Below are 23,810 nucleotides of genomic sequence, written 5' to 3' on the forward strand. Positions count from 1 at the left end.
TCCTTATGGACGAGTGGCTTTTTTAATTTACACCGGCTAAGGTGAAAAACCCATTTACAAATGCAAAGCACAGGCATATAATGAATCAAAAGTTGTATTGGGTAAAAATAATTGCATAAGTACAAAAAATGATTATCATTCTCATTCAAAATGATTTGAAAATCATTCGACAACCATTCAATAACCATGCTGCTGCGGGATTCCCGCAGCAGCATGTGTCATTTTTAGGGTATTAACAATGGCTCTCATTCTCAATACGACTTCAATACACGGGACATGGATGCAGCAAAATGCACTCCACAACCCGACATTCAGAAAGGATTGTGATTCATATGCAAGCGATACACCAACCCATTCAAACCCAAGCAAAAGCTGAACAGCGTTCAGCCAATACACCTGGCCCAGGCCGAGGGCGCAAACCAGACTTTCGGGCTATGCTGCGCAACAAGGAAATGCAAGCTGCTCTGGGCAGTGGACTTTTGATGCTTATTGCCTGGGCGACGGCATCATGGTCTAACCCGTTATCCGTACTACTATATATTGTTGCTTATGCCATAGGTGGATGGACTAAAGCCAAAGAAGGCATAGAGACACTGGTCAAGGATCGTGATCTTGATGTGAATCTGCTCATGATTGCAGCATCGTTGGGAGCGGCAGCCATTGGCTACTGGAATGAAGGAGCCATGCTGATCTTTATTTTTGCGTTAAGTGGTGCACTGGAAAGCTATGCAACGGAGCGCAGTCACAAGGATATTTCATCACTGCTGGCGCTCAAACCGGAAACGGCGCTGCGTATTGAGGACGGTAAAATGAATCGTGTATCCATCGATGATTTGCAGCCGGGGGATCTGTTGCTGGTGAAGCCGGGCGAACTGGTTCCGGCGGATGGTGTTGTGTACCGAGGCAGCTCTTTTATCAATCAGGCCTCGATTACAGGGGAATCCTTACCCGTAGACAAAATTGCTGGTGACGAAGTATTTGCAGGTACTGTGAACGGTGAAGGTGCATTATATGTGGAGGTGACCAAATCCGCTGAAGGATCGTTGTTTGGCAAAATCATTAAACTGGTGGAAGAAGCGCAGACGGAAGTGCCGGACTCCCAACGCTTTATTGAGCGATTCGAGGGAATATACGCCCGTATTGTTGTCGCCGTAACGGTACTGGTTATTGCGGGAACACCTCTATTGCTTGGTTGGACGTGGAATGAGGCGTTTTACAAAGCAATGGTCTTTCTGGTTGTAGCTTCACCTTGTGCCCTGGTTTCTTCCATTATGCCGGTCATGTTATCAGCGATGTCCAGCAGTGCACGTCGCGGTATTCTTTTCAAAGGTGGCGCTCATGTGGAGAACATGGCCCAGACCCGGGTGGTTGCTTTTGATAAAACAGGAACATTGACGATGGGTACACCACAGGTGACCGATATTATAACGGCAGACGGATATGACCGTACACAGTTGTTGGGAGCGGTAGCTGCCATTGAGAACCTTTCGATGCACCCACTGGCTCGGGCTATTGTGGAGCAGGCAAGCAAGGAGGACATCAACCTCCCGATTGCTGAACAGGTTCAAGCTCTGACGGGCTGGGGGATTGAAGGGAAAGTAGACGGCGTTCTCTGGAAAATTGGGAAAACGGATGAGTTGGATACGCATCATATCACTGAGGTAAATAACGCAAATGATACAGAGAAGCAATTTATTGCTTCTAATATGGACGATCTTGCTGTGTGGTATGGCATACGTGCCCAACTTGAGGGAGAAGGCAAAACCGTGTCTGCCATAACAGCGAACGGGGAGATGGCTGGATTGATCGCGATGAGGGACACCGTGCGCCCACAAGCGGTTGCAGCGGTGAAAATGCTGGAAGCGATGGGTGTGAAAGTGGCTATGCTGACAGGTGATCGTCCCGAATCGGCAGCAGTGATCGCCCGTGAGACTGGTGTAAGCCTGGTATACGCAGGTTTGTTACCCGAAGATAAAGTGAAGCAGGTGCATCTGCTTCGCGAACAGTACGGGCAAGTGTTGATGGTTGGGGATGGTGTGAATGATGCGCCTGCACTTGCAGCGGCAACGGTTGGCATGGGCATGGGTGTATCAGGCAGTGGCACTGCACTGGAAGTAGCGGATGTTGTACTGATGAATGATAATATTGAAGAAATCGCCTGGGTAATCAGGCAGGCACGTCGGGCGCAGCGGACGGTGAAGCAGAATATGTTTTTTGCCATCACGGTAATTCTGGCTCTAATCGCGGGTAACTTCTTACAAGATGTTGCATTACCATTGGGTGTGGTAGGCCATGAAGGCAGCACGATCCTGGTTATTCTGAATGGACTAAGACTCCTGCGATAACGATATCCAATTGAAAAAAACGGCGTTTGAACCTTGGGTCATCGGGTAATGAATCGAAGAGACGATTCCAGAGGAACGTTCTACATGGAATATGACTAAGGGAACGTTGTTATTGAAACATTACCATGCAGTGCGGCAATCTGCCGCTGCAACGACATGACAATAAAGGGAGCTGTGAAATATGGGACGTTACGTACAAGTGGAACCGAATGTGAGTGTATTTGTTGAAGATATTGGCCAAGGAACACCGGTTGTCTTTTTGCACGGCTGGCCAGTTAATTATAAAATGTTTGAATATCAATTAAATGTACTGCCTAATCACGGCATTCGTGCCATTGCCATAGATTTCAGAGGGTATGGCAAGTCGGACGCACCGTCCACAGGCTATGACTACGACCGGATGGCGGACGATGTTCGTGCTGTGATTGATGATCTAGAGTTGAGTGACGTGGTACTTGCAGGTTTCTCCATGGGTGGAGCGATTGCCGTGCATTATATGGCCCGCCATGCGGGACATGGTGTATCCAAGCTGGCGCTATTGTCAGCGGCGGCACCAGTGTTCACGCAGCGTGAGGGTTATCCGTATGGCCTGACTGCAGCGCAGCTTACCGAGCAGATTATTGAGCCGATCTTCGCTGATCGTCCGAAGTTGCTGGAGACGTTTGGCGGCATGTTTTTCGCGAAGCAGCACAGCCAGCCGTTTATGGATTGGTTTCATACACTCGGTATGGAGGCCTCGTCTTACAGTACGATTAATAGTGCGATTGCCCTGCGGGATGAGGATTTGCGAGGTGACCTGAGTTCGATTCAGGTACCTACAGCCATTTTGCACGGGAAGAAGGATGAGATATGCCCGTTTGAGTTCGCCGAGGAGATGCACAAAGGCATTGCCGGTTCTCAATTGATTGCTTTTGAAGAGAGTGGTCACGGGGCATTCTATGATGAATTGGAAAAATTCAATGCCGAATTGATTCGATTTATCAAATCCGGACTGTGATCGTCAAACGATCTTTACAGGTCGTTCCAACTATTTCATTGAATCTTCATTTGTGAACAAAAAAAGAACCTGGAAGTTCAGCGAACCGCTGTCCTTTCAGGTTTTTTGCCGTCCATTCTTGTGTTCATGTGAGGACTTTCCTATGTTCTTTCTATTAAAAGAGTTCAGTCAGACCAATCATCGTGATTAGTCCGAGCAAAAAGGAAACCGTTGCCGCCCGTGCATTGCCGTCGCCGTGACTTTCGGGAATCAGTTCCTTGTACACGATGAACATCATCGCACCCGCTGCAAAGGCAAGACCATAAGGGACCAGACCGGAGACCAGACTACTGAGTGTGTAACCAATCATGGCTGTCACAATCTCAACTGCACCCGTCAGCGTGGCGATACCGAGCGCCTTGAAGCGACCGATGTTCTGATTGACGAGGAAGAGGGCGACCAGGAATCCTTCCGGCGCATTCTGCAATCCAATGGAAAAGGCAATCAGATTGCCAAGTCCTGCGTCACTGCTCGCGTAGCTGACACCTACCGATAGCCCTTCGGGCAGGTTATGCATGGTGATAGCTGCAATGATCATGAAGGCTTTGGCTTCAATTTTGAAAGGCATCTTCTCGGGATTTTCCAGATCCACATGGGGAATCTTCATCTCTAGCACAAGCAGAACCATGCTGCCCAGCATGATACCAAGGGCAAGTACAAACAGATTGGATTGCCCGAGTGCTTCCGGTATGAGATTGTACACCGAGGCAGAGGTCATGATGCCTGCTGCGTAGGCAAGCAAAATATCACGCAGGCGGTGGGTTACTTTGCGCATAAATAGAATAGGTATGGCCCCAAGGCCGGTAGACATGGCTGAGATAAAGCTGCCAATGAGTGCATCGTTCATGCTTCCATTTTCCCTCCTGATGAAGACTTCTTCATAATCGCTGCCGAGCATTGACACCGTACATAAAAGAGATCATAATGAACAACAGATTAGAATGATTATAAATTAGAATTCCGTTTCTGCATAGGTTAATTGTCATAACGGGCAGGTCATGTGGACATGATGTAGGCTTTCGTTCTAGTGTATGCAAAAGCCTTTGCTTTTGATGCCGGAGAGCCTGACCTTTTTGCAGAACCCGGGGGAGGAACTATACATGTATAAATCAATTATTATTGGAACAGGCCCTGCAGGGCTGACAGCAGCAATCTATTTGGCACGTGCCAACTTGAGCCCACTCGTTATTGAAGGACCGCAACCTGGTGGTCAATTGACAACAACAACAGAAGTAGAGAACTTCCCAGGTTTCCCTGACGGCATTATGGGTCCTGAACTGATGGACAATATGCGCAAACAAGCAGAACGCTTCGGTGCAGAATTCCGTACAGGCTGGGTAAACAACATCGATATGAGCGAGCGTCCATTCAAAATTCAGGTTGAAGGCATGGGTGAACTCGTATCCGAAACCTTGATCCTGTCTACAGGCGCATCTGCTAAATACCTCGGTATTCCTGGAGAAGAAACGAATGTAGGCCGTGGTGTCAGCACTTGTGCGACATGTGACGGATTCTTCTTCCGCAACAAAGAAATCATCGTTATTGGCGGTGGCGACTCCGCACTGGAGGAAGCGAGCTTCCTGTCCCGTTTCGGTTCCAAAGTAACCTTGGTACACCGTCGTGAAGAACTGCGTGGTTCCAAAATCATGCAGGATCGTGCACGCAGCAACGAGAAAGTGGAGATGGCATTGAACCGTACCCCTCTTGAAGTGCTGGCTGGCGACAACGGCGTAACTGGATTGAAAGTACTGAACAACGAAACAGGTACAGAAGAAATCATTCCTGCTAGCGGTGTATTCGTTGCAATTGGTCACACACCAAACACTGGATTCCTGGGCGGACAGATCACAACCGACGAACACGGTTATATTCTGACTACACCGGGCACATCCGAAACCAATATCCCAGGCGTATTCGCTTGTGGTGATGTGCAGGATACCCGTTACAAACAAGCGATCACAGCAGCAGGTAGTGGATGTATGGCTGCGATGGATACAGAGAAATATATTGAGAGCTTGGAGCACAGCGCAGTAGTTCTGTAAGGGAAGAGCTGTTTTGATCAATAGATTAGTCTATAAAATAACAATATGAGGTGAATAAACATGGAAAACGTAATTGTATACACATCAACCAACTGCCCAAACTGCAAATCGGTAAAAAGCTTCTTGGCTGACAAAGGCATCTCTTATGAAGAGCGTAACATCGAGACAAGCGATGAGTTCGCACAACAAGTATGGGATATGGGCGTACGTGCCGTACCTCTGACTGTCATTGGTGAACACCGTATTCTGGGTATGAACAAAACTCAATTTGCTAAAGCGTTGGACGCTTAATCTATACTGTATAGCTTAAGTTCAAGTCACATGCAGCTATTCCGGTTCGCGCGAGCCGTTTGAATATATATTGGAGAAGCCTTAGTCCGAATCAGGACTGAGGCTTCTTTTATTTGCAATATGAAAAATCCCCTTTCACAGCTACAACAGAGCACATGTTTCATGAACTCTTTTGTGGATGTAAAAAGGGATTTGACGTTAAAATCAATCATATTTTATCTAAAAAAATATACTCATAAAGGTCTGAAATACTACATACACCAGTACGCCTGACAGCATGTACATGAAACCAGCCTTCTTTTTGCTCTGAAACAATCGAAGTATGCCAAGGCTGAACAGCGGCGCAAGCACGATCAGGAACAGGAGTACGGTGACAAACATTTGCGCCGAGATATCTGAAGTATCCACGTAGGTCACGAATTTTCACTCCGTTTCGTCATCGGAATTAACACGGCGACATTCATGCCGCCATGACAAAAATCACATAACCCTATTATACCTCTGGATTTCTTTAACAAAAAGGGAGGAAATGGGGCAAAATGATGTCAATTTTCATTGGTTATTAGACGGACACTCTTATTTTACCTAGAAATTGGGAAATTGCTGAGTAAGCGGCACCCACACGTGTGGACCGACTGCCCAGAGCAGCCCATTCAATCTGCAAACTGCGGCGGTGATAGGGCAACGTACGTTCCTCCACCACTTGTTTTAGCGCCGTTTCAATCCATGGTCCTGCTTCCGAAAGAGGGCCGCCGATAATGATGCGCTCAGGATTAAAACTGTTGACGATATTGGTGATGCCAACCCCCAGTTTGCGGCCGATTTCCTGGTATAGTTTCAATACATCTTCATGGCCTTGCTGTGCATAATCAATCAATTCCCGTGTGGTATGTGCCGGCAAAAGCAACTGATGATCCGGGTGCTTATAAGCTTTCTCCGAAGCATATAACTCCCAGCAGCCACGATTGCCACAGGAGCAAGGTCTGCCCTCTGCTTCAATGGACATATGGCCTGTTTCTCCGGCATATCCCCAGGCACCTTTGTACAGCTCGCCATCCACCATAATGCCTGAACCAATCCCGATGCCTGCACTAATATAGATCAGATGACGTACACCGATACCCGCACCAAAATTCAATTCTCCATGCGCACCTGCATTCGCTTCATTGTCGATTGTGACAGGCAGTTCAAATACTTCTTCCAGCATGGCACGCAGGGGAACCTTCTCCCACCCCAAGTTGGGTGCAAACAGCACCGTCCCTTCCTCGTCCACCATACCCGGCACCCCGATTCCAATGCCAATTACCCCGTGAGGAGAGGCAGGGGCTGCCTGAATCAGACGTTCTGCCGCAAGTTTCAACTGTTCAAATACAGAGGACACATCATGTTGTTCCAGCTTCACGGCGTACTCTGTGATGATATGACCTTCCAGATCGGTGAGCACACCCTTTAAATGGGTCACGCTAAGTTCCAAACCCACGGCATATCCCGATGTACCGCGAAATAGCAACATCAGAGGTTTACGTCCACCGCTGGATTCCCCAGGACCAATTTCCTGCAAGAGTTCATCATTGATCAGATCGGCAACCAAATTGGATACCGTTGCTTTGTTCAGCCCTGTAATCTCGGATACCCGTGCACGGGAGAGGGGGGCATGACGCCGAATCGTATCGAGGACGATCGACTTGTTTATTTTTTTGACCAGCATCTGGTCTCCGGTAATTTTCATATCCATAAAGCACTCCTATTCTTCTATAAAAGGGTTCAGACCCGCAATCCGTAAACAAGCTATTCGACTATTATAGCGTAAACAAACATTCAAAAAACATTTTTATTTTTACTTTGTTTAACCAATAGACAAAGTATAACCGATGTGTTAGGATAACGTTGTAAACGATTACTTTCAAAACTATTGAGGAGGCATTTTACATGGCCTATTTTGAATCCGTTAATAAAATTTCGTTCGAAGGTAAAGATTCCACGAATCCATTTGCTTTTAAACATTATAATCCGGAAGAAGTTGTAGCCGGCAAATCGATGGAAGAGCACTTCCGTTTCGGCATGGCTTACTGGCATACATTAACAGCGGGTGGTAGTGACCCGTTTGGTGCGGAAACTGCTGTTCGTTCTTGGGATAAATACTCCGGTCTGGACCTCGCGAAAGTACGCGTGGAAGCAGCATTTGAATTTTTGGAAAAAATGAATCTCCCGTTCTTCTGTTTCCACGATGTGGACATCGCACCAGAAGGCAACAGCCTGCGTGAGTTCTACAGTAACATCGATACAATCGTTGACCTGATTGAAGGTCACATGAAATCTAGCGGCAAAAAACTGCTTTGGAATACAGCAAACATGTTCTCCAACCCACGCTTCATGTTTGGTGCAGCTTCCACTTGCAACGCAGATGTGTACGCTCATGCTGCAGCGCAAATCAAGAAAGGTCTGGAAGTGGGTAAACGTCTGGGCGCAGAAAACTATGTGTTCTGGGGCGGTCGTGAAGGTTATGACACATTGCTCAACACAGACATGCAACTGGAACAAGACAACATTGCCCGTATGTTCCACATGGCAGTAGACTACGCGAAGGAAATTGGCTTCGATGCACAATTCCTGATCGAGCCTAAACCGAAAGAGCCAACGAAGCACCAATACGACTATGATGCAGCAACTTCCATTGCCTTCCTGCAAAAATACGGTTTGGACAAACACTTCAAACTGAACCTGGAAGCTAACCATGCTACACTGGCTGGTCACACATTCGATCACGAGATCCGCGTTGCCCGTACAAACGGCATGCTCGGTTCCCTCGATGCCAACCAAGGCGACATGCTGATCGGTTGGGATACGGATGAGTTCCCGGTTGATATGTACGATGCTACATTGACAATGTACGAAGTATTGAAAAATGGTGGTATCGGACGTGGTGGTGTGAACTTCGACGCCAAAGTACGTCGTGGTTCCTTCGAAGCAGACGATCTGTTCCTGGCACACATCGCTGGTATGGATACGTATGCTAAAGGTCTGAAAGTAGCAGCGAAATTGATTGAAGATCGTGTATTCGATGACTTCATCGAAAAACGTTACAGCAGCTTCAGCGAAGGTATCGGTGCAGATGTGGTTGCAGGTAAAGCAACACTGGCTTCCCTTGCAGAGTACGCACTGAACAACGAAAGCCCACGCAAAAACCAATCCGGACGTCAGGAATTGCTGAGAGCAAAACTCAACCAATACATCCTGGCTGACTAATATCAGTTAGGCTTTTGGTATGGAAGATTGTGAACCAACCATACGTTTTGCCTGTAGTAACGCTTGTGCAGGAGTATAACAAAGCGTGCACGCCAGCATAGCCTAAACTTGTACCACGGAACGCCTGAACAAGCATGACATTCGGACCGTCCCCGACTTTCCCCTGGGAAGGAGGGGGCGGTTTTTTGATCCTTGAACCGAATGAGTTTCTTGTGCATTATGGTTTGCGTGTCCACTACTAATGACAGATATAGGTCGTAGGCACGATTTTAGCTACAGAAACGAGTACGTTTTACTCGTTTCATATCCATGTGTGTCCATGATTAAGCATGCAGAACGGAGTGAGCAGAAAGGACCCGGAGGAAGCGAAGCGGTCGCATTTATCCCCGGATTTCTCCCATGTAAAAGGGATGAAGGAAATCCGGGGGTAACGGCGATCCAAGGGTTTTCTGATCACGGAGTGACTCTCATGTAAACTTGGATTCTTCGTGGATATAACCTGAGATAAACGAGAGGAGTTAACCCATGAGTTACGTAATTGGTGTCGATCTGGGAACAAGTGCAGTTAAAACGGTGCTGGTTAACCGTGAAGGGAAAGTGGCGTTTGAAGCTTCCGAGGCTTATCCGCTGTACCAGCCCAAAGCTGGATACAGTGAGCAGAACCCCGAAGATTGGGTAGAGCAGACGATTGTATCGCTGCGCAAATTGCTGGAGGTGTCAGGCGTACATCCTTCGGAAATCGAAGGACTGAGCTTCTCCGGACAGATGCATGGATTGGTGCTGGTGGATGCCGAAGGTAAACCGCTGCGCAATGCCATTCTGTGGAACGATACACGGACAACAGCGCAGTGCCGCCGCATTGAGAAGGTGCTGGATAGCAAATTGTTAAGTATTGCCCGTAACCGTGCACTCGAAGGTTTTACCCTGCCCAAAATCCTGTGGGTACAGGAAAACGAGCCGGAATCGCTGCAACAGGCAGCGCTGTTCCTGTTGCCGAAGGACTATGTGCGGTATCGCCTGACAGGTGATTATGCGATGGACTATTCGGATGCAGCAGGCACATTGCTGCTAGACGTTGCAGGCAAGCAGTGGAGCAAGGAAATCGCGGAAGCTTTTGAACTGCCAGTATCCTTGTGTCCACGCCTTGTGGAGTCATTTGAGGAAGTGGGCACATTGCTGCCTGAGATTGCGGATCAAACTGGACTTGCAGCCGCAACCAAAGTATATGCAGGCGGTGCGGACAATGCATGCGGAGCCATTGGCGCAGGCATTCTGAGTGAAGGACAGACGATGTGCAGCATCGGAACGTCCGGGGTAGTGCTTTCCTATGAAGAGCGTAAAGATCTCGATTTCGAAGGCAAAGTGCACTTTTTTAACCATGGCGAGAAAGATGCCTTCTATATTATGGGAGTAACCCTTGCTGCAGGATACAGCCTGTCCTGGTTCAAGGATACTTTTGCAGCAGACAAATCATTTGATGTGCTCTTGCAGGGCATTGATGCGATTCCAGCGGGAAGCAACGGGTTGCTGTTCACCCCTTATATCGTCGGCGAGCGTACACCGCACCCGGATGCAAACATTCGTGGCAGCTTTATCGGCATGGATGCCGGACATAAGCTGGAGCATTTTGGACGTGCTGTGATGGAGGGCATTACGTTCTCACTGCGTGAGTCCATCGATATTCTGCGTAACGCTGGCAAAACAGTGAATGAAGTTATTTCCATTGGTGGCGGCGCCAAAAATGAAGCCTGGCTGCAAATGCAGGCCGATGTCTTCAATGCAACCATTGTGAAATTGGAAAGTGAACAGGGCCCGGCAATGGGCGCGGCAATGCTGGCGGCTTATGGCTGTGGCTGGTTCCCATCCTTGCAGGAATGTGCAGCAGCATTCATTCGTCCTGCCAAATCCTATGTGCCTAACCCGGAAACGGTTAAGGTGTATGACGGACTGTTTGCACTGTATCAGGATGTGTACGGGCAAACACGCAGCTTGAATGATCGTCTGGCAGCATATCGTTGATTATTCAGACCTCTTTTATATTGAGATCTCAATAGGTCATTAACTATTAAACCAATGAAATATTCCATTAAGGAGGTACCTGCGAAGGCGGGTGCCTTTTTTGTCGTTGTTCATGAAAGAAGGGCATATCATATTTCAAGATTCCTAAACGTCATGAAAGGTTTCCCTGCCAGACATAACCCTGTTCCAGACGTGCATAGATTAGATATTGAGGTTAATAGAGGTTCAGCCAATTAATCATTCATATCACATCAATTATTACGCGTGACAGACTCAGCCTGGAGGTGGGGAGTTGGAAGATCGTGAAGCAACCACGAGGCCGCATGTCACCTTGTCCATGATTGTTCGCAATGAGGAGCACAGGTATCTCAGACAGGCGTTGGAGACTCACCGGCCGTGGATTGATCGTGCGGTGATCATTGACGACGGAAGTACAGACCATACCGTCGCTTTATGCCAGGAAATGCTGGAGGGAATCCCGCTTACGTTGATTGTGAATCCGGCCTCCCTATTTGCAGATGAGGTGAGTTTACGCAAGCAGCAGTGGGAGACAACAGTGGCTACAGGACCGGAATGGATCTTGAACCTGGACGCGGATGAAATTCTGACAACGGATTTTGGTATTGTACGGAATCAACTGTTGGGTGGAACGGAGGACGCCATTTATTTCAGGTTGTTTGATATGTGGAGCGATACACATTACCGGGAAGACCAATACTGGCAGGCTCATGCGTATTATCGGCCATTTCTGGTCCGATACCGACCGGAATGGAGCTATGAATGGAAGGAAACCCCGCAGCACTGCGGCCGTTTTCCGCTAACGATTCAGCATTTTGCCTATGGATGTCACTCCCCTCGAGTGAAGCACTATGGTTGGGCGCGTGCAGAGGACCGGATTCGTAAATACGAGCGTTATCAAGCACTGGACCCGGATGCGAGATATGGCTGGAAGGAACAGTACGAATCCATTTTGGATGCAGATCCAATACTTCTGGAATGGTCGGAATAAGGGAAGGAGGACAATAGAGTTGAAGAAGGAAAAAGAAAAAGGTAAAGAAGAGCCAAAGGAAAAGATTCTTATCGCAAGCCCTGTTCGGCAGACGGCTGCGGTACTCCGTGAATTTCTCCAGTCCTTGGAATCGCTTGAGCGAACGACGGTAACGACAGACTATCTGTTTGTGGACGACAACGAAGAAGAAGCGGCATCCAATATGCTCCAGGAGTTTGTACTTCGGCATGAAGGCAACCTTTTGGATGCGAATGTAGATGAAACAGATGCCAATCAGGGAAAAGGAATTTATAACAAGGACGAGGGTGGGCACTATTGGCGTGACGAACAGATCTGGCGGGTAGCCGGACTAAAAAATCGTATTTTGGCATATGCCCGTGACCAGAAGTACGATGCCGTGTTCTTGATTGATTCCGATCTCGTCCTGCATCCACGGACATTGGAACAGCTCGTATCGAACAGGAAGGAGATCATCTCCAATATCTTCTGGACTCGATGGCAGCCGGGCACAAGGGAAATGCCACAAGTCTGGTTGCAGGATGAGTACGCCCTGTTTCGCAAGGGAGGCAAACGCAATACAGGGGAGGAAGCAGAGGACGAAGGTACACAGACGGATGCATTCCTGAGGCAATTGCGTACCCCGGGTTGTTATGAAGTGGGTGGACTTGGGGCGTGTACCCTTATTCGCAGGAACGTATTGGAGTCCGGAGTTTCCTATGACCAGATTCCGAATGTATCTTTCTGGGGAGAAGATCGCCATTTTTGCATCCGTGCTCAGGCACTGGGGTTCCGTTTATACGTAGATACACATTTTCCGGCCTATCACATCTACCGACTATCGGAATTGCCCGGAGTAGCTGCTTTTAATCGCAGAGCCATACGCGGAGAGGAATCGATCAGTATTTCGCTGTGTATGATTGTGAAAAATGAAGAGGCTTCCCTCTCCAGATGTCTGGACTCTGTTAATGGGATCGCTGACGAGATTGTAATTGTAGATACGGGTTCGACGGACCAGACGCGTCAGATCGCAGCTCGTTATACGGAACGCATCATTGATTTTGAATGGGTGGATGATTTTGCGGCAGCAAGGAACTTTGCCTTTGAACAAGCAACAAGTGAATATATATTATGGCTGGATGCAGATGATGTGTTTGAACCGGATGACCGGGTGAAGCTCATTGATCTGAAGCGCTCCCTGGACCCTGCTGTGGATAGTGTGACGATGGATTATCATCTGTCCTTTACGGCGGAGGGGAAGGTGGCATATAGTCTGAGGCGGAACCGACTGGTGCGCAGGGATCGGAATTATCGCTGGATTGGTGCCGTGCATGAATATTTGGAAGTGGCCGGTCATCTGCTGCATAGCGACGTGGCAGTCACGCATAAGAAAGATAAGGAATACACGGATCGCAATCTAAAGATTTATCGCAAACGCGAACAGGCAGGGGAGGAGTTCTCTCCGCGTGATTTATATTATTTTGGCAATGAATTGAAAGACCACGGGCATCTTGAAGATGCGGTGCAGTACTATGGAAAATTTCTGGACACCGGGCTGGGATGGGTGGAGGATCAGATCGCAGCATGCCAGAAAATAGCTGATTGCGAGGTATCACTTGAACGTTCGGAAAAGGAAGTCTCGGCATTGTTGAGATCCTTTGCCTTTGATTTGCCGAGGGCAGAGATCTGCTGCCGATTGGGTGGATATTTTGCCGACCGTGCCGATTACCGCAAAGCCTTATACTGGTATGAACAGGCGACCCGCGCCGTACGCCCGACCGATCCAATGGTAGTATTGAACGAAGCTGCATGGACATGGATGCCGCATTTACAATTGTGTGTGTGTTATGACCGGATGGGCAATCGGGCAAAAGCCAAAGAGCACAATGACATTGCTTTGATGTACCATCCAACACATCCGAGCATGTTGTATAATGATAAGTATTTTAAGGATCTGGAGAAGGATAATAACGTGCTGGAAAATGCTTAGAGCAAACCTCTCTAATGGAACAAAGTGGATGAATAATCCCTTTTTCCATGGAGAGGTTTTTGTGTTCCTATTTAACTTTATACCGGAGACATTGGTGCACTCACTCTCACAAGAAATTGGATCAAATGATTTCATCCAGGGGACGATATGCTTTACAATAGTGACTAACGGAAAAGCGGTGATAACGAATACTTGTCTTCGGCTGCCGAATCTATGAAACAAGGGGAAGTTGGCATGAATCTGACGGAAGTATTATTGGAATCGAGACTGGTGGCTATTGTTCGTGGTATTAGCCGTGAATCTGCTCAGGCAGCAGGGCAGGGAATGACTGATGGTGGAATCCGACTGATGGAAGTGACGCTGAACACACCTGGGGCACACGATATTATTGCAGACTGGCGTGCAAGGCATGAGGGGAAGGCTTATATCGGGGCGGGCACGGTACTCAATGTGCAGATGGCCAAAGAAGCCGTCGCAGCGGGTGCTCAATTCCTCGTGTCTCCGAATGTCGATCTGTCAGTTATTGAATATGCTGTAGAACACGGAGTGGAGATCTGGCCCGGTGCGATGACGCCAACGGAGATTGTGGCTGCCTATGAAGCAGGAGCAAGAGTGGTGAAGCTGTTCCCAATGGCGAGTCTGGGTATTCCGTATTTACGTGAAATTAAGGCTCCACTGAATCATATTCCACTGCTTGCAACAGGAGGAGCCACCCTGGATAACATTGCAGATTATTATGCAGCGGGTGCGGCGGCAGTGGGGCTTGGAAGTGCACTTTTGCCACGAGAAGCACTTGCAGCAGGGAATGATGAGCAGATTGCCGCTTGCACACGTGCATTTGTGGAAATAGCGAAACTCGAGGGTTGAACCAGGAAACCAACAGAAGTGGACCAGACACATCGGGGTATATATAAGGAGAGCTTCTGTACCATTAGATAATATAAGAAGTGATGTGGATTAACGTCCTGTTAACCTTGCTGTCTTATGATGGAGTTAGGCCAGAAAACGGAGAGGAGTGACACCAGTGAAAGCTAAAACGATGATTGGCGGGATGATTGCTGTTGCCGCGGTAACTGCGGGTGGTTTATGGAAGGCAGCGGTGAATAGTCAGACCCCCAAAAAGATTCCGATTACGCTCACACCGCCCATGCCATTTGAGGATATAACCTTTGAGAGTGGAGGCGGGCGAGTGCATGGCTGGTTCATTCCGGCTGGAGCTCATATCCAGAAGCCTTGGCCTTTGGTTATTATTGCACATGGATGGGGCTCCAACCGATCACGTGTCCTCCGTTATGCTCGTCCCATTTGGGAAGCAGGTTATGCGCTCTTTATGTACGATGTTCGAAGCCATGGAGCCAGTGATCCAGTTAAAGCGGCTTCAGCTTACCTGTTCCGCGACGATCTGCTGTCAGCATTGCAATATACGTCGTCACGCCCGGAAATTGATCCTGCTGCAATCGGTGTGCTTGGGCACTCCTTAGGCGGACTAGGAACGATCCTCGCTGTGACGGAGGGCATACCTGTATCAGCGGTGATCACGGACTCCATGCCATCCCAATTCGAGGTTATCGTAAGTTCCGAGCTGAGACGGCGACGTCTGCCTCTGTTTCCGCTGGCCCAGCTGATTCCGCGAATCTGGTTCTGGCGGCTTGGTGAATCTCTGAAAACGTATCGCCAGCGCGATCCAGTTATGCTGCTGAACGAACGGCGCAAAGGCATGCAGCTGCCGATGCTTATGGTGCATTCCAAAGGTGATAACTTTATTCCACCAAGCGAACTTGAATATTTTATGTCCAAAGCGGATCCGCCCGTGGAGCATCTATGGGTCAATAGCGGTGGCCATAGCTGTTCAGAAGAAGATCCCGCGTTCTGGAATACGGTGATTCCATTTTTGAAAACTCATGTACAGGTGCAGGCTCAGTCCAATGAATCTGTTATACCGAACGTCAATATAGAGAAAATTCAGCCCACTTGATGCTCAGACTGATCGTCGAAACGCCAACCCAGTTGGCGTTTTTTTGCGTTTCTATAAAATATGCAGAAATTCACATTTGTAAAATTGTTGGGAAAATGACGATTAAAAAGGAAGCTTATGGTATCATAGAATAGACTGGCAATATTCATGCGAGGTTATTTTGCATGCATCCTTGTATGAAATTGAAGGGAGAGGTCCAGATTTGAGTTTTGATTGGAATTTTAATGTGCGATTCAAAATGTTTACAGCCAAAGCGGCTACAGCAGCCATGGCAACTTTGCTTCTGGCATCACAGACACCAGGGTTTGCAGGCAGCGCGTCGGCAGCGACAGCGGAACAGGTAACAGAATCCGCAGCGGGGGAAACGGAACAACCACTTGGATTAACAGACAACGAGGTGCCTGAAGGAGCCAAAATCTCCTCCAAGCAAGCCAGCGAGAATATACTGAAATTATTTCCATTGTTAAAAAAGGCGACGATTTCATCTGTACGATTCGATTCACCGAACTCTTACCCACCACCGGATTACAAGGCGTGGGAGATTGGCTTTCAAATTGTCGAAGGAAATCATACGATGGGATTCAGCGCAACGGTACATGCGGGCACGGGGGAAGTGCTAAGCGTACATTTGCCTTCTGAATTACTGGATAAGCAGTCTACTGCTTCTGATGTCAAATTGACCAAAGACGAGGCTGAGAAGTATGCAGAGGCATTACTATTCAAAGCTATTCCCGGATTGAAAGAAAATGAGTATGCTTCTCTTGGAGATGTGTATCAATTCACTGCACAGCAATCTTTGTTTGGCAGAACGGAATATCGATATGGTTACCAACTCAAGCATGAAGGGTTGTTGTCTGAGGCAGAGACGATCTACATAAGTGTGGATGAAAGTGGCCTGGTGACAGGCTATTCAAGAAGTAGAACTGGAGCTGAATATCCTTCATCGAAGTCGGCAGCATCGGAAGAGAAGGCCAGTCAACGATTTGAGGAGCAATTTGATGTACAGCTCGCTTATATCTCGAATGATCGTCTATCCTCGCTCAAAGGACAAAAGTATTATCTTGGTTATATGCCGAAGAATTCCAGCATGGTTCCGCTGGATGCTAATACACTGGAGCCGATTAACGCGATGACTGGAAAAGCTATGGGTGATGAAGATTCTTTACAGCAGAATAAACCTTTAAAAGGAAGTGTAGCTCCTTTTGTCGCAGCGAACGGCCAGAAATTAAATGCACAACAGGCTGAGAACATCATTAAAAAGAACTTTGATATTCCGAAAGGTTACAAGTTGGAGCATAGTCAGTTAAGCAAAGGTGAGTATGCGAGTCCTAACAATCAAGTATGGAGCCTGAGCTGGAGCAATCGAAATGCGAATGTATCCTACATGTTCATGCGAGATATTTCAGCACAGGTAGATGCGCTTACTGGACAGATTTATAGTTACAGCTTGTATCAACGGGTGGAGCCGGGTGCTGCGCAGGAGAAACCAGCGGATGAGAATGAGACTAAGTCTGTAACCCGGACACAAGCCGAGAAACTTGCAATCAATAAGGTGATTGCATTGGTTCCAAGTGCAGCAGAACAATTCCGGTTGTCCAGCGTGCTTGAATTTGAAGGTGCACGTACATTTATGTTCCAGCGCTACATGAACGGAATTGCGGTTATGGATGATACAGTACAAGTACAAGTCCTGAAGGATGGAGCCATCAACGAATTTTATACAAGAATTGCTGCAACGCCTGAACAATTGCCTGGAAACACCAAACCAGCCATCAGTTATGAAAAGGCAAAGGCAACCTATCTGGAAGCATTCAAGTTAACACTGGCTTACTCCCGCTACGGTGGTTATGCCATGAGTACAGGTCAGGTCGTTCCCTCGGGTGTAAACCTGGTTTACCAGCCTACACGAAATGGAAATTCGATTTCCGCCAGTTATGAAGTACTTGATGCTAACACTGGGGAATGGAAGTTTTTATACGGTACTGGAAGTGCCACAGCGAATGTTGAACCTAGTGATATTTCGGGTCATGTGGCGGAGGCTGCGCTTCGGAATATGACTCAACATGCCGTAATTCTTTCAGATGAGCAGGGACGTGTATTCCCAGACCGGGTCATCACGAAGGGTGATTGGTTTACCTATCTGGCAAGAGCGGTTAACCCGAATATGGATATGTATTACAGTGGAAACGGGAGTGAGAAGCTATATGCTGACATTACCCCGGAGAGCCCTTATTACCAAGCTGTGCGGACATTGATTGATCAGCGCTGGTTAGCGGGTGCTGATTCTGAAACGAAGCTAAATCCAGAAGAGGAGATGACTCGTGAAGAGTTGGCAGTATTGCTCGTGCGCATTTTGCGCTATGAGAAACTGGCCGGATTCTACACATTGCCATCGGATCTTCCCAACCTGGCAGATGCCAGTGCAGTCAACAACAAGGGAGCGGTCTCCCTCAGCATCAAGCTGGGATTGTTGCCTTCGATTGAAGGACGATTCATGCCTGCACGCAAAGTGACGGTTGCCGAGGCGGCTCAGGTATTGGAACGTCTGGCCAAGCTTCAGGGCAAGACGGATACCTTTATGAGCGGCAATCGTTTATATTGATTGGAGTTTGTTGCATAAATGCCCGAAAGAGTCATATGATGAGGATAACGGGTAGGTTAGGGTGTTTTGCTGAAGACAGGGGGACCTTCTACGGAGGGTCTCTTTTGATGCTTTTCGACAAAACTAGAAGCCTGCCGTCAATCCCTTTTGTGATACAATGAGGCATGAGAACTTTGCAAAGAGAGGTGGTATCCTTTCATGGGCAAGCACGGAAAACGAGTGATAACCCTGCTATTGGCTGGTTGTCTTGTTGCTGTGGCACTGCCACATGCAGTCGATCTGGATCAGCTGTACGCGGCGTCGGGAACATCGGACATATCCACGAATACGGATCTGCGCGAGACGTTGCTGAATGCGATGTCCCAGCGCACAGAGGAACTTGTTTTTACATACAAAGGCAATGTGAAAGGCCTCAAAAAACAGTTGCAGAGCTCCATTGACGAAGCAATGACCAGTGATCCCTATATTCAATATACCGTTAAAAGTTACGCATTTAATTATAAAGGCTCCAATGTATCCGCAGAGGTACATGTGAAGCTGGCATATCGGGAAACGAAGGAGCAAACCGACTACGTGAACCGCAAGGTGACCAACGTGCTCAAAGAGATTATCGTGCCTGGCATGACGAATCATGAGAAAGTTAAAGTCATTCATGACTGGATTGTACTTAACCTTTCCTACGATACATCCTTGCAGAAATATACTGCATACGATGGACTTGTTACCGGCAGTACCGTATGTCAGGGATATTCATTGCTGGCTTATCGCATGCTGGAGCAGGTGGGTATAGAGAACCGGATTGTGGAAGGAACGGCTGGTGAGCAATTACACGCCTGGAATCTCGTCAAGCTGGATGGCAAGTGGTACCATATGGATACGACGTGGGATGATCCTACTCCTGACCGTAAGGGCAAGGTAAGTCACAATTATTATTTGCTCAGTGATGATGAGATGGCACGTGACCATGTATGGACAGCTAAAGGCAAGTATCCTGCTGCATCTGCTCCCTATCGTGAAGCTTTGCAAACTTTGGTGAAGGCGGGAGGTAGCAAGGCAAACGCGTACCAGAAGCTGTATCATACACTGGAATACTCGCTCTACGACGAAAGTGATGCGATTAGTGGTCATTCCGCGCTGAAAACTAAAGTTCAGAGTGTGCTCAAGGATGGCGGAAGCTCGCTGACTTTCAGATACAAGGGCACTGAAACGGGACTAGTAGAGGATTTGCAGGATCTGTATCAGCTTGGCATGAAGTCGATATCGTATTACGTATCCAACATGGAGGATACCGTGGATCTGCGTGTGAAAATTACCTGGACCATGTGACATCAAACTTTGTATGAATGATTATATTAGGACACACCTTATGGTGAACAAGGACGCTCATGGATGAGCGTTCTTTTTTTACGTGGATGATGGCTATCCCGAAACTTGGACGAACAAAAAAGGCATCCTTCTCTCCAGTGGAAAGAAGGATGCCTATGCAATATCGTTATTCGTTTGTTGTTGTAAAATCACATTCCTGTAATGGTACAACTTTTGTTTTCTTAATAAATTTATAACCCAGCCATAAGATCAGGAACAGCGGAACGCTCAAGTAAGCGACGAGGGCTCCGCTCCAATCGATCTGATCACCCGTGAACGCTTGATAGTTCTGTCCAATAATGACGACGATACATAACACAAAAGCAAAGATCGGACCAAATGGGAACCAGCGTGCACGGTAGGGCAGATCGTTCAAATCCCGACCTTGGGCCACATACGCACGGCGGAAGCGATAATGGCTGATGGCAATGCCGAGCCAGGTGATAAAGCCACACATACCGGATGCATTCAGCAGCCAGGTGTATACAATGCCATCACCGAAAAGGGAAGCTAGAAAAGCGAGCATACCCACCGCTGTGGTCAAGAGCAGCGCATTCATTGGAATGCCCTTTTTGTTCAGCCGACCCAGAAAGCGAGGCGCTTTGCCATCCCGGGCAAGAGCATACAGGACACGACTTGAAGCATACATGCCTGAATTCCCTGCAGACAGTACAGAGGTCAGAATAACGGCATTCATGACGGAAGCAGCAATGGCCAGACCCGCTTTTTCAAAGACAAGAGTAAACGGACTAACTCCGATGTTGTTCAGATCACCTTTAAGCAGATTCGGATGTGTGTAAGGAATGATCAGACTGATGACTGTAATCGCCAGAATGTAGAAGATCAGAATACGCCAGAACACTTGCCGAATAGCACGAGGGACATTTTCACGCGGATTTTCACTCTCACCGGCTGCGACGCCAATGAGCTCTGTTCCCTGGAAAGAGAACCCTGCAGCCATAAATACACCGAGAACCGCGAAGAATCCGCCATGGAATGGGGCGTCTCCTATAGTAAAGTTACTGAATCCAACCGCTTCTCCGCCGATAATGCCGAAGATCATGAGCACACCAACGGTAAGGAAGATGATCACTGTAGCGACTTTGATAATGGCGAACCAGTATTCCGACTCTCCGTACCCTTTAACAGACAGTACATTTAGGGCAAAGATTAATACGAGGAACAGCAGACTCCACAACATGGATGAACTGTCAGGGAACCAGTATTTGATGAGTACGGTTGCTGCAGCGAGTTCTGCTGCAATGGTGACGGCCCAGTTGTACCAGAAGTTCCAACCCATGGCGAACCCAAGGGCAGGATCGACGAAGCGGGCCGCATACGTATTGAATGAACCGGAGTCAGGCATGAAGGTAGCCAGCTCTCCGAGACTGGTCATAAGAAAGAAGACCATGATGCCGACGGCAACGTAAGCAATCAGTGCACCGCCGGGGCCTGCATTGGAAATAGCGGTTCCGCTTGCGAGGAACAGTCCTGTACCAATGGATCCACCGAGTGCAATCATGGTCATATGCCGTGCGCGTAGTCCTTTTTTCAGGGTAGGTCCTGTGTTAGTTTGGTTGTTGCGGTCTTGCATGGAAACACTCCTTCTTTCAGCGTACTAATGGGTTCAGAACAATGGAAATAACCAAAAGACCGCAGGCATTAGCCTGCGGTCTTTATTATCAATCGTCCGCACCTCGTCCCAGATGTTTAAGATAGCTCAACACAGAAGAAATCATACCCTCCGAGGAAGGCATCATACATCTGTGACAGTTCTGCACCTTTCGGCAACAGCCCCAGCCGCGCTGGACAACGTAAGGAACCGTCCTGCGAGCTTCGGCGGGTGCACCTTTCGGCTGAATTCATAAGCGGCTCCTTAGCGCCTCCTTCAGCGTACTGATCGCACCCGCGACCTCTACCTCATCATCATGGATGAGGTGTATCTATTGTCTATGAAATTATAAATCACAGAACGTAACACTCAATGTCCTGTTTAGTAAACAGACAATCAGTATAACCCCCCATGGTATTCCAGTGCAATAACAATTGTTGGATATGAATCGAAAGGACTATTCCGACGTCTTGTTACGCCCAGCCATCTGCTGCCATACGGTTCCGGCTGCCTGTTCCCCGGATTCAATCCGTTCCAGTGCCATTTTGGCTTGCAGGCTGACTTCAAACTCAGGATCTTCGGCTGCCTTCCGCAGAGCTTGCTCTGCTTCTTCGGTTCCCACTTCGTACAGGAAGCGGGCCGCACGCCAGCGTACAAGCTTGCTCTTGTCGGATAACGTAGCTGTCATGGCTGCTGTTGCTGCAGGATCACCGATATCGGAGAGGGTATCTCCGGCAGTCCGACGTACAGCAGGTGAACTATCCTGCAGAGCTTCGTACAGCAGTTCCATTGCTTCCGGTGTACGGATATCACCAAGATATACAACAGCCAGCCGGCGAATCTGCATTTTACTATCATGGAGTGCATGAGCAACGAGTGGCAGCCGTTCTGCTGTAGGTTCCATGCCATCAAATGCAGCATAGCGAACATTCCAGTCCTCATTATGCAGAGCCTCTTCAAGCTCGGCACCATCCAGCTGGCGGCGACGTTCCACGAATTCTTCGGCATTGGAGCCGTGCTCAATGGCTTGTTGAATCACGCGTTCCAGACGCTCAGGCGGATATGCTGCTTCCAGCTCCTGTTCAACTTCTCTTGCGATTTCAGGCAATTCACCGTAGCGAACGCCATAGTCACTCAGTTTCCGTTCCTTGATCAGCGTTGCACTGGCGACTTCAGTAACGGCTTTGACGAATCGATCCGAGAGCGAAATGCGCTCTTCCTTGGCGCCGGCTTTGACCCGAATTTGCATCGGTACACCTCTGAAAAATTGAACGAATACCTGTGCTTCACCGAAGTGCTCACCAGAGGCATCTTCAGATTCAATCCAGTCCAGATCAATTCCCTGTTGGCCAAGACGGCTTTGGACTTCGCCAAGTATGACGGACCAATCCGCATTTCCCTTGCGGTCAAGAGCTACGAAGTCGGTCGTGTGGAATACACTTTTTACTCCGGGAATATGAAGCATCTGGCGAATAAACGCCGGAGCAGACCGTTCGTTATCCAGTGTATATGTTCTGCGGATCCCGTCCTCCAGACGTTCGTCCAGATGCAGCATCATCGTATTGGGACTGGGTGTTGGTTCAATGGAAACAATATTCATCGGTTCATAACCTCCTGTACCGGATTCATTCTTAAAGTTCCCGCAATGGACACGGGCATATCCCTATTTTACATGAATTGCCGCAAACTGCGAAATGGGTAATGAACCTTACACAGTTTGTTAAGACGTACGAAGATAGTTAACACTTCTTTTATGTTCACACACGAACATTTTTAAATGAAGATTGGCACAATAAGAAGAGAGAATGAACTGGAGGTTATACCTATGGAACCCATTACCGTACTTTCGGACGGAAGTCGTGGTATTGATTATGACAATATGATTGAATTGTTGAATGAATGGATAACAGACGAGCAGAGGGAGCCCGCAATAAAGAGAGAAAAGAACGTGAATAACGAGGAGGGGGAGGAATGGGGCACAGCTCACTATTGTATTGTGGATTATCAGGACGCTGGACAAGCCGTATCAGCAGCGAATGCCATTCGGGCATTTATGCCTCAGATTCCTTTGCTGGTGATTACGGATTTCCAATCGTTGATTCGCAAGCGCCATTTGCAGCTTATTACGGGTACGGGCCTGATAAAGATGATCCTCTGGCAAGAGGAAGAACCAGATCGGCTGATCATGGAAATCCAGCGGTTGCTGCATTCTTTTGCATACAAAACAAAAACAGCTCAGCCCTCAACCCAGTCGATTAGACGATGACAGAGAGAGGACATG

At 48.1% G+C, this 23,810-nt stretch carries 18 protein-coding genes and 1 riboswitch; of the genes, 13 read left to right on the plus strand and 5 right to left on the minus strand.

Annotation, left to right across the window (positions count from 1 at the left end; translation table 11 throughout):
• Positions 1 to 332: 332 nt before the first annotated feature.
• Together A6049_RS21270 and A6049_RS21275 are read left to right on the plus strand one after the other, a co-directional pair.
• Positions 333 to 2,345, plus strand: coding sequence for a heavy metal translocating P-type ATPase (locus tag A6049_RS21270; RefSeq protein ID WP_063566633.1), 2,013 nt, complete (start codon positions 333 to 335; stop codon positions 2,343 to 2,345).
• A gap of 181 nt (positions 2,346 to 2,526) precedes the next feature.
• Complete coding sequence (locus tag A6049_RS21275) at positions 2,527 to 3,342, plus strand: alpha/beta fold hydrolase (RefSeq protein WP_063566573.1); 816 nt, start codon at positions 2,527 to 2,529, stop codon at positions 3,340 to 3,342.
• Positions 3,343 to 3,496: 154 nt separating this feature from the next.
• On the opposite strand, the gene A6049_RS21280 is transcribed toward A6049_RS21275, so the two are convergent.
• Positions 3,497 to 4,228 carry a ZIP family metal transporter gene (locus A6049_RS21280; protein ID WP_053779008.1) on the minus strand — a complete coding sequence of 244 codons (732 nt, stop codon included), beginning with the start codon at positions 4,226 to 4,228 and terminating at the stop codon, positions 3,497 to 3,499.
• Between the two features lie 253 nt (positions 4,229 to 4,481).
• Between A6049_RS21280 and trxB the strand changes: the two genes are divergently transcribed.
• Positions 4,482 to 5,423 carry a thioredoxin-disulfide reductase gene (trxB, locus tag A6049_RS21285; protein ID WP_063566574.1) on the plus strand — a complete coding sequence of 314 codons (942 nt, stop codon included), beginning with the start codon at positions 4,482 to 4,484 and terminating at the stop codon, positions 5,421 to 5,423.
• Between the two features lie 60 nt (positions 5,424 to 5,483).
• Positions 5,484 to 5,714, plus strand: a complete 231-nt coding sequence (locus tag A6049_RS21290; RefSeq protein WP_024631391.1) for a glutaredoxin family protein — start codon at positions 5,484 to 5,486, stop codon at positions 5,712 to 5,714.
• Positions 5,715 to 5,933: 219 nt separating this feature from the next.
• On the opposite strand, the gene A6049_RS21295 is transcribed toward A6049_RS21290, so the two are convergent.
• Together A6049_RS21295 and A6049_RS21300 are read right to left on the minus strand one after the other, a co-directional pair.
• Complete coding sequence (locus tag A6049_RS21295) at positions 5,934 to 6,131, minus strand: hypothetical protein (protein WP_053779005.1); 198 nt, start codon at positions 6,129 to 6,131, stop codon at positions 5,934 to 5,936.
• 145 nt (positions 6,132 to 6,276) lie between these two features.
• Positions 6,277 to 7,443 carry an ROK family transcriptional regulator gene (locus tag A6049_RS21300; RefSeq protein WP_063566634.1) on the minus strand — a complete coding sequence of 389 codons (1,167 nt, stop codon included), beginning with the start codon at positions 7,441 to 7,443 and terminating at the stop codon, positions 6,277 to 6,279.
• Positions 7,444 to 7,643: 200 nt separating this feature from the next.
• Between A6049_RS21300 and xylA the strand changes: the two genes are divergently transcribed.
• From xylA to A6049_RS21340, 8 genes are all read left to right on the plus strand, one after another.
• Complete coding sequence (xylA, locus tag A6049_RS21305) at positions 7,644 to 8,960, plus strand: xylose isomerase (RefSeq protein ID WP_063566575.1); 1,317 nt, start codon at positions 7,644 to 7,646, stop codon at positions 8,958 to 8,960.
• A 525-nt stretch (positions 8,961 to 9,485) separates the two neighbouring features.
• Entirely contained in the window at positions 9,486 to 10,979 is a 1,494-nt protein-coding gene (gene xylB / locus A6049_RS21310) for a xylulokinase (protein ID WP_063566576.1), read from the plus strand.
• A 292-nt stretch (positions 10,980 to 11,271) separates the two neighbouring features.
• Positions 11,272 to 11,988 (plus strand): glycosyltransferase family 2 protein, encoded by a 717-nt coding sequence (locus tag A6049_RS21315; RefSeq protein ID WP_240321507.1) that lies wholly within the window; start codon positions 11,272 to 11,274, stop codon positions 11,986 to 11,988.
• 19 nt (positions 11,989 to 12,007) lie between these two features.
• A complete protein-coding gene (locus tag A6049_RS34170; RefSeq protein ID WP_063566577.1) occupies positions 12,008 to 13,975 on the plus strand; it encodes a glycosyltransferase in 1,968 nt (655 codons plus the stop codon).
• A 234-nt stretch (positions 13,976 to 14,209) separates the two neighbouring features.
• Positions 14,210 to 14,842: a bifunctional 4-hydroxy-2-oxoglutarate aldolase/2-dehydro-3-deoxy-phosphogluconate aldolase gene (locus tag A6049_RS21325; protein ID WP_063566578.1), complete on the plus strand. Its 633-nt coding sequence runs from the start codon at positions 14,210 to 14,212 to the stop codon at positions 14,840 to 14,842.
• Positions 14,843 to 14,999: 157 nt separating this feature from the next.
• On the plus strand, positions 15,000 to 15,950 hold the full coding sequence (locus A6049_RS21330) for an alpha/beta hydrolase (RefSeq protein WP_240321508.1): 951 nt from the start codon (positions 15,000 to 15,002) through the stop codon (positions 15,948 to 15,950).
• A gap of 202 nt (positions 15,951 to 16,152) precedes the next feature.
• Positions 16,153 to 18,552 (plus strand): YcdB/YcdC domain-containing protein, encoded by a 2,400-nt coding sequence (locus tag A6049_RS21335; protein ID WP_063566579.1) that lies wholly within the window; start codon positions 16,153 to 16,155, stop codon positions 18,550 to 18,552.
• 198 nt (positions 18,553 to 18,750) lie between these two features.
• Positions 18,751 to 19,878, plus strand: a complete 1,128-nt coding sequence (locus tag A6049_RS21340; RefSeq protein ID WP_063566580.1) for a transglutaminase domain-containing protein — start codon at positions 18,751 to 18,753, stop codon at positions 19,876 to 19,878.
• A gap of 166 nt (positions 19,879 to 20,044) precedes the next feature.
• On the opposite strand, the gene A6049_RS21345 is transcribed toward A6049_RS21340, so the two are convergent.
• Both A6049_RS21345 and A6049_RS21350 read right to left on the minus strand, forming a co-directional pair.
• On the minus strand, positions 20,045 to 21,511 hold the full coding sequence (locus A6049_RS21345; RefSeq protein ID WP_063566581.1) for an amino acid permease: 1,467 nt from the start codon (positions 21,509 to 21,511) through the stop codon (positions 20,045 to 20,047).
• A 114-nt stretch (positions 21,512 to 21,625) separates the two neighbouring features.
• Positions 21,626 to 21,843, minus strand: a riboswitch (Lysine riboswitch).
• 143 nt (positions 21,844 to 21,986) lie between these two features.
• The gene (locus tag A6049_RS21350) at positions 21,987 to 23,129 is read right to left on the minus strand and encodes a virulence factor (protein WP_063566582.1); all 1,143 of its coding nucleotides are present in this window, start codon (positions 23,127 to 23,129) and stop codon (positions 21,987 to 21,989) included.
• 225 nt (positions 23,130 to 23,354) lie between these two features.
• Between A6049_RS21350 and A6049_RS21355 the strand changes: the two genes are divergently transcribed.
• Positions 23,355 to 23,795: a hypothetical protein gene (locus tag A6049_RS21355; RefSeq protein WP_063566583.1), complete on the plus strand. Its 441-nt coding sequence runs from the start codon at positions 23,355 to 23,357 to the stop codon at positions 23,793 to 23,795.
• Positions 23,796 to 23,810 lie beyond the last annotated feature (15 nt).

Source organism: Paenibacillus sp. O199 (genome assembly GCF_001636635.1).
Taxonomy (GTDB): Bacteria; Bacillota; Bacilli; order Paenibacillales; family Paenibacillaceae; genus Paenibacillus; species Paenibacillus marchantiae.

Coding starts and splice junctions, on each gene's coding strand:
- xylB (WP_063566576.1), top strand. CDS start 9,486: ATGAGTTACGTAATTGGTGTCGATCTGGGAACAAGTGCAGTTAAAACG.
- A6049_RS21355 (WP_063566583.1), top strand. CDS start 23,355: ATGGAACCCATTACCGTACTTTCGGACGGAAGTCGTGGTATTGATTAT.
- A6049_RS21270 (WP_063566633.1), top strand. CDS start 333: ATGCAAGCGATACACCAACCCATTCAAACCCAAGCAAAAGCTGAACAG.
- xylA (WP_063566575.1), top strand. CDS start 7,644: ATGGCCTATTTTGAATCCGTTAATAAAATTTCGTTCGAAGGTAAAGAT.
- A6049_RS21340 (WP_063566580.1), top strand. CDS start 18,751: ATGGGCAAGCACGGAAAACGAGTGATAACCCTGCTATTGGCTGGTTGT.
- A6049_RS21290 (WP_024631391.1), top strand. CDS start 5,484: ATGGAAAACGTAATTGTATACACATCAACCAACTGCCCAAACTGCAAA.
- A6049_RS21280 (WP_053779008.1), bottom strand. CDS start 4,228: ATGAACGATGCACTCATTGGCAGCTTTATCTCAGCCATGTCTACCGGC.
- A6049_RS21300 (WP_063566634.1), bottom strand. CDS start 7,443: ATGAAAATTACCGGAGACCAGATGCTGGTCAAAAAAATAAACAAGTCG.
- A6049_RS21325 (WP_063566578.1), top strand. CDS start 14,210: ATGAATCTGACGGAAGTATTATTGGAATCGAGACTGGTGGCTATTGTT.
- A6049_RS21275 (WP_063566573.1), top strand. CDS start 2,527: ATGGGACGTTACGTACAAGTGGAACCGAATGTGAGTGTATTTGTTGAA.
- A6049_RS21345 (WP_063566581.1), bottom strand. CDS start 21,511: ATGCAAGACCGCAACAACCAAACTAACACAGGACCTACCCTGAAAAAA.
- trxB (WP_063566574.1), top strand. CDS start 4,482: ATGTATAAATCAATTATTATTGGAACAGGCCCTGCAGGGCTGACAGCA.
- A6049_RS21350 (WP_063566582.1), bottom strand. CDS start 23,129: ATGAATATTGTTTCCATTGAACCAACACCCAGTCCCAATACGATGATG.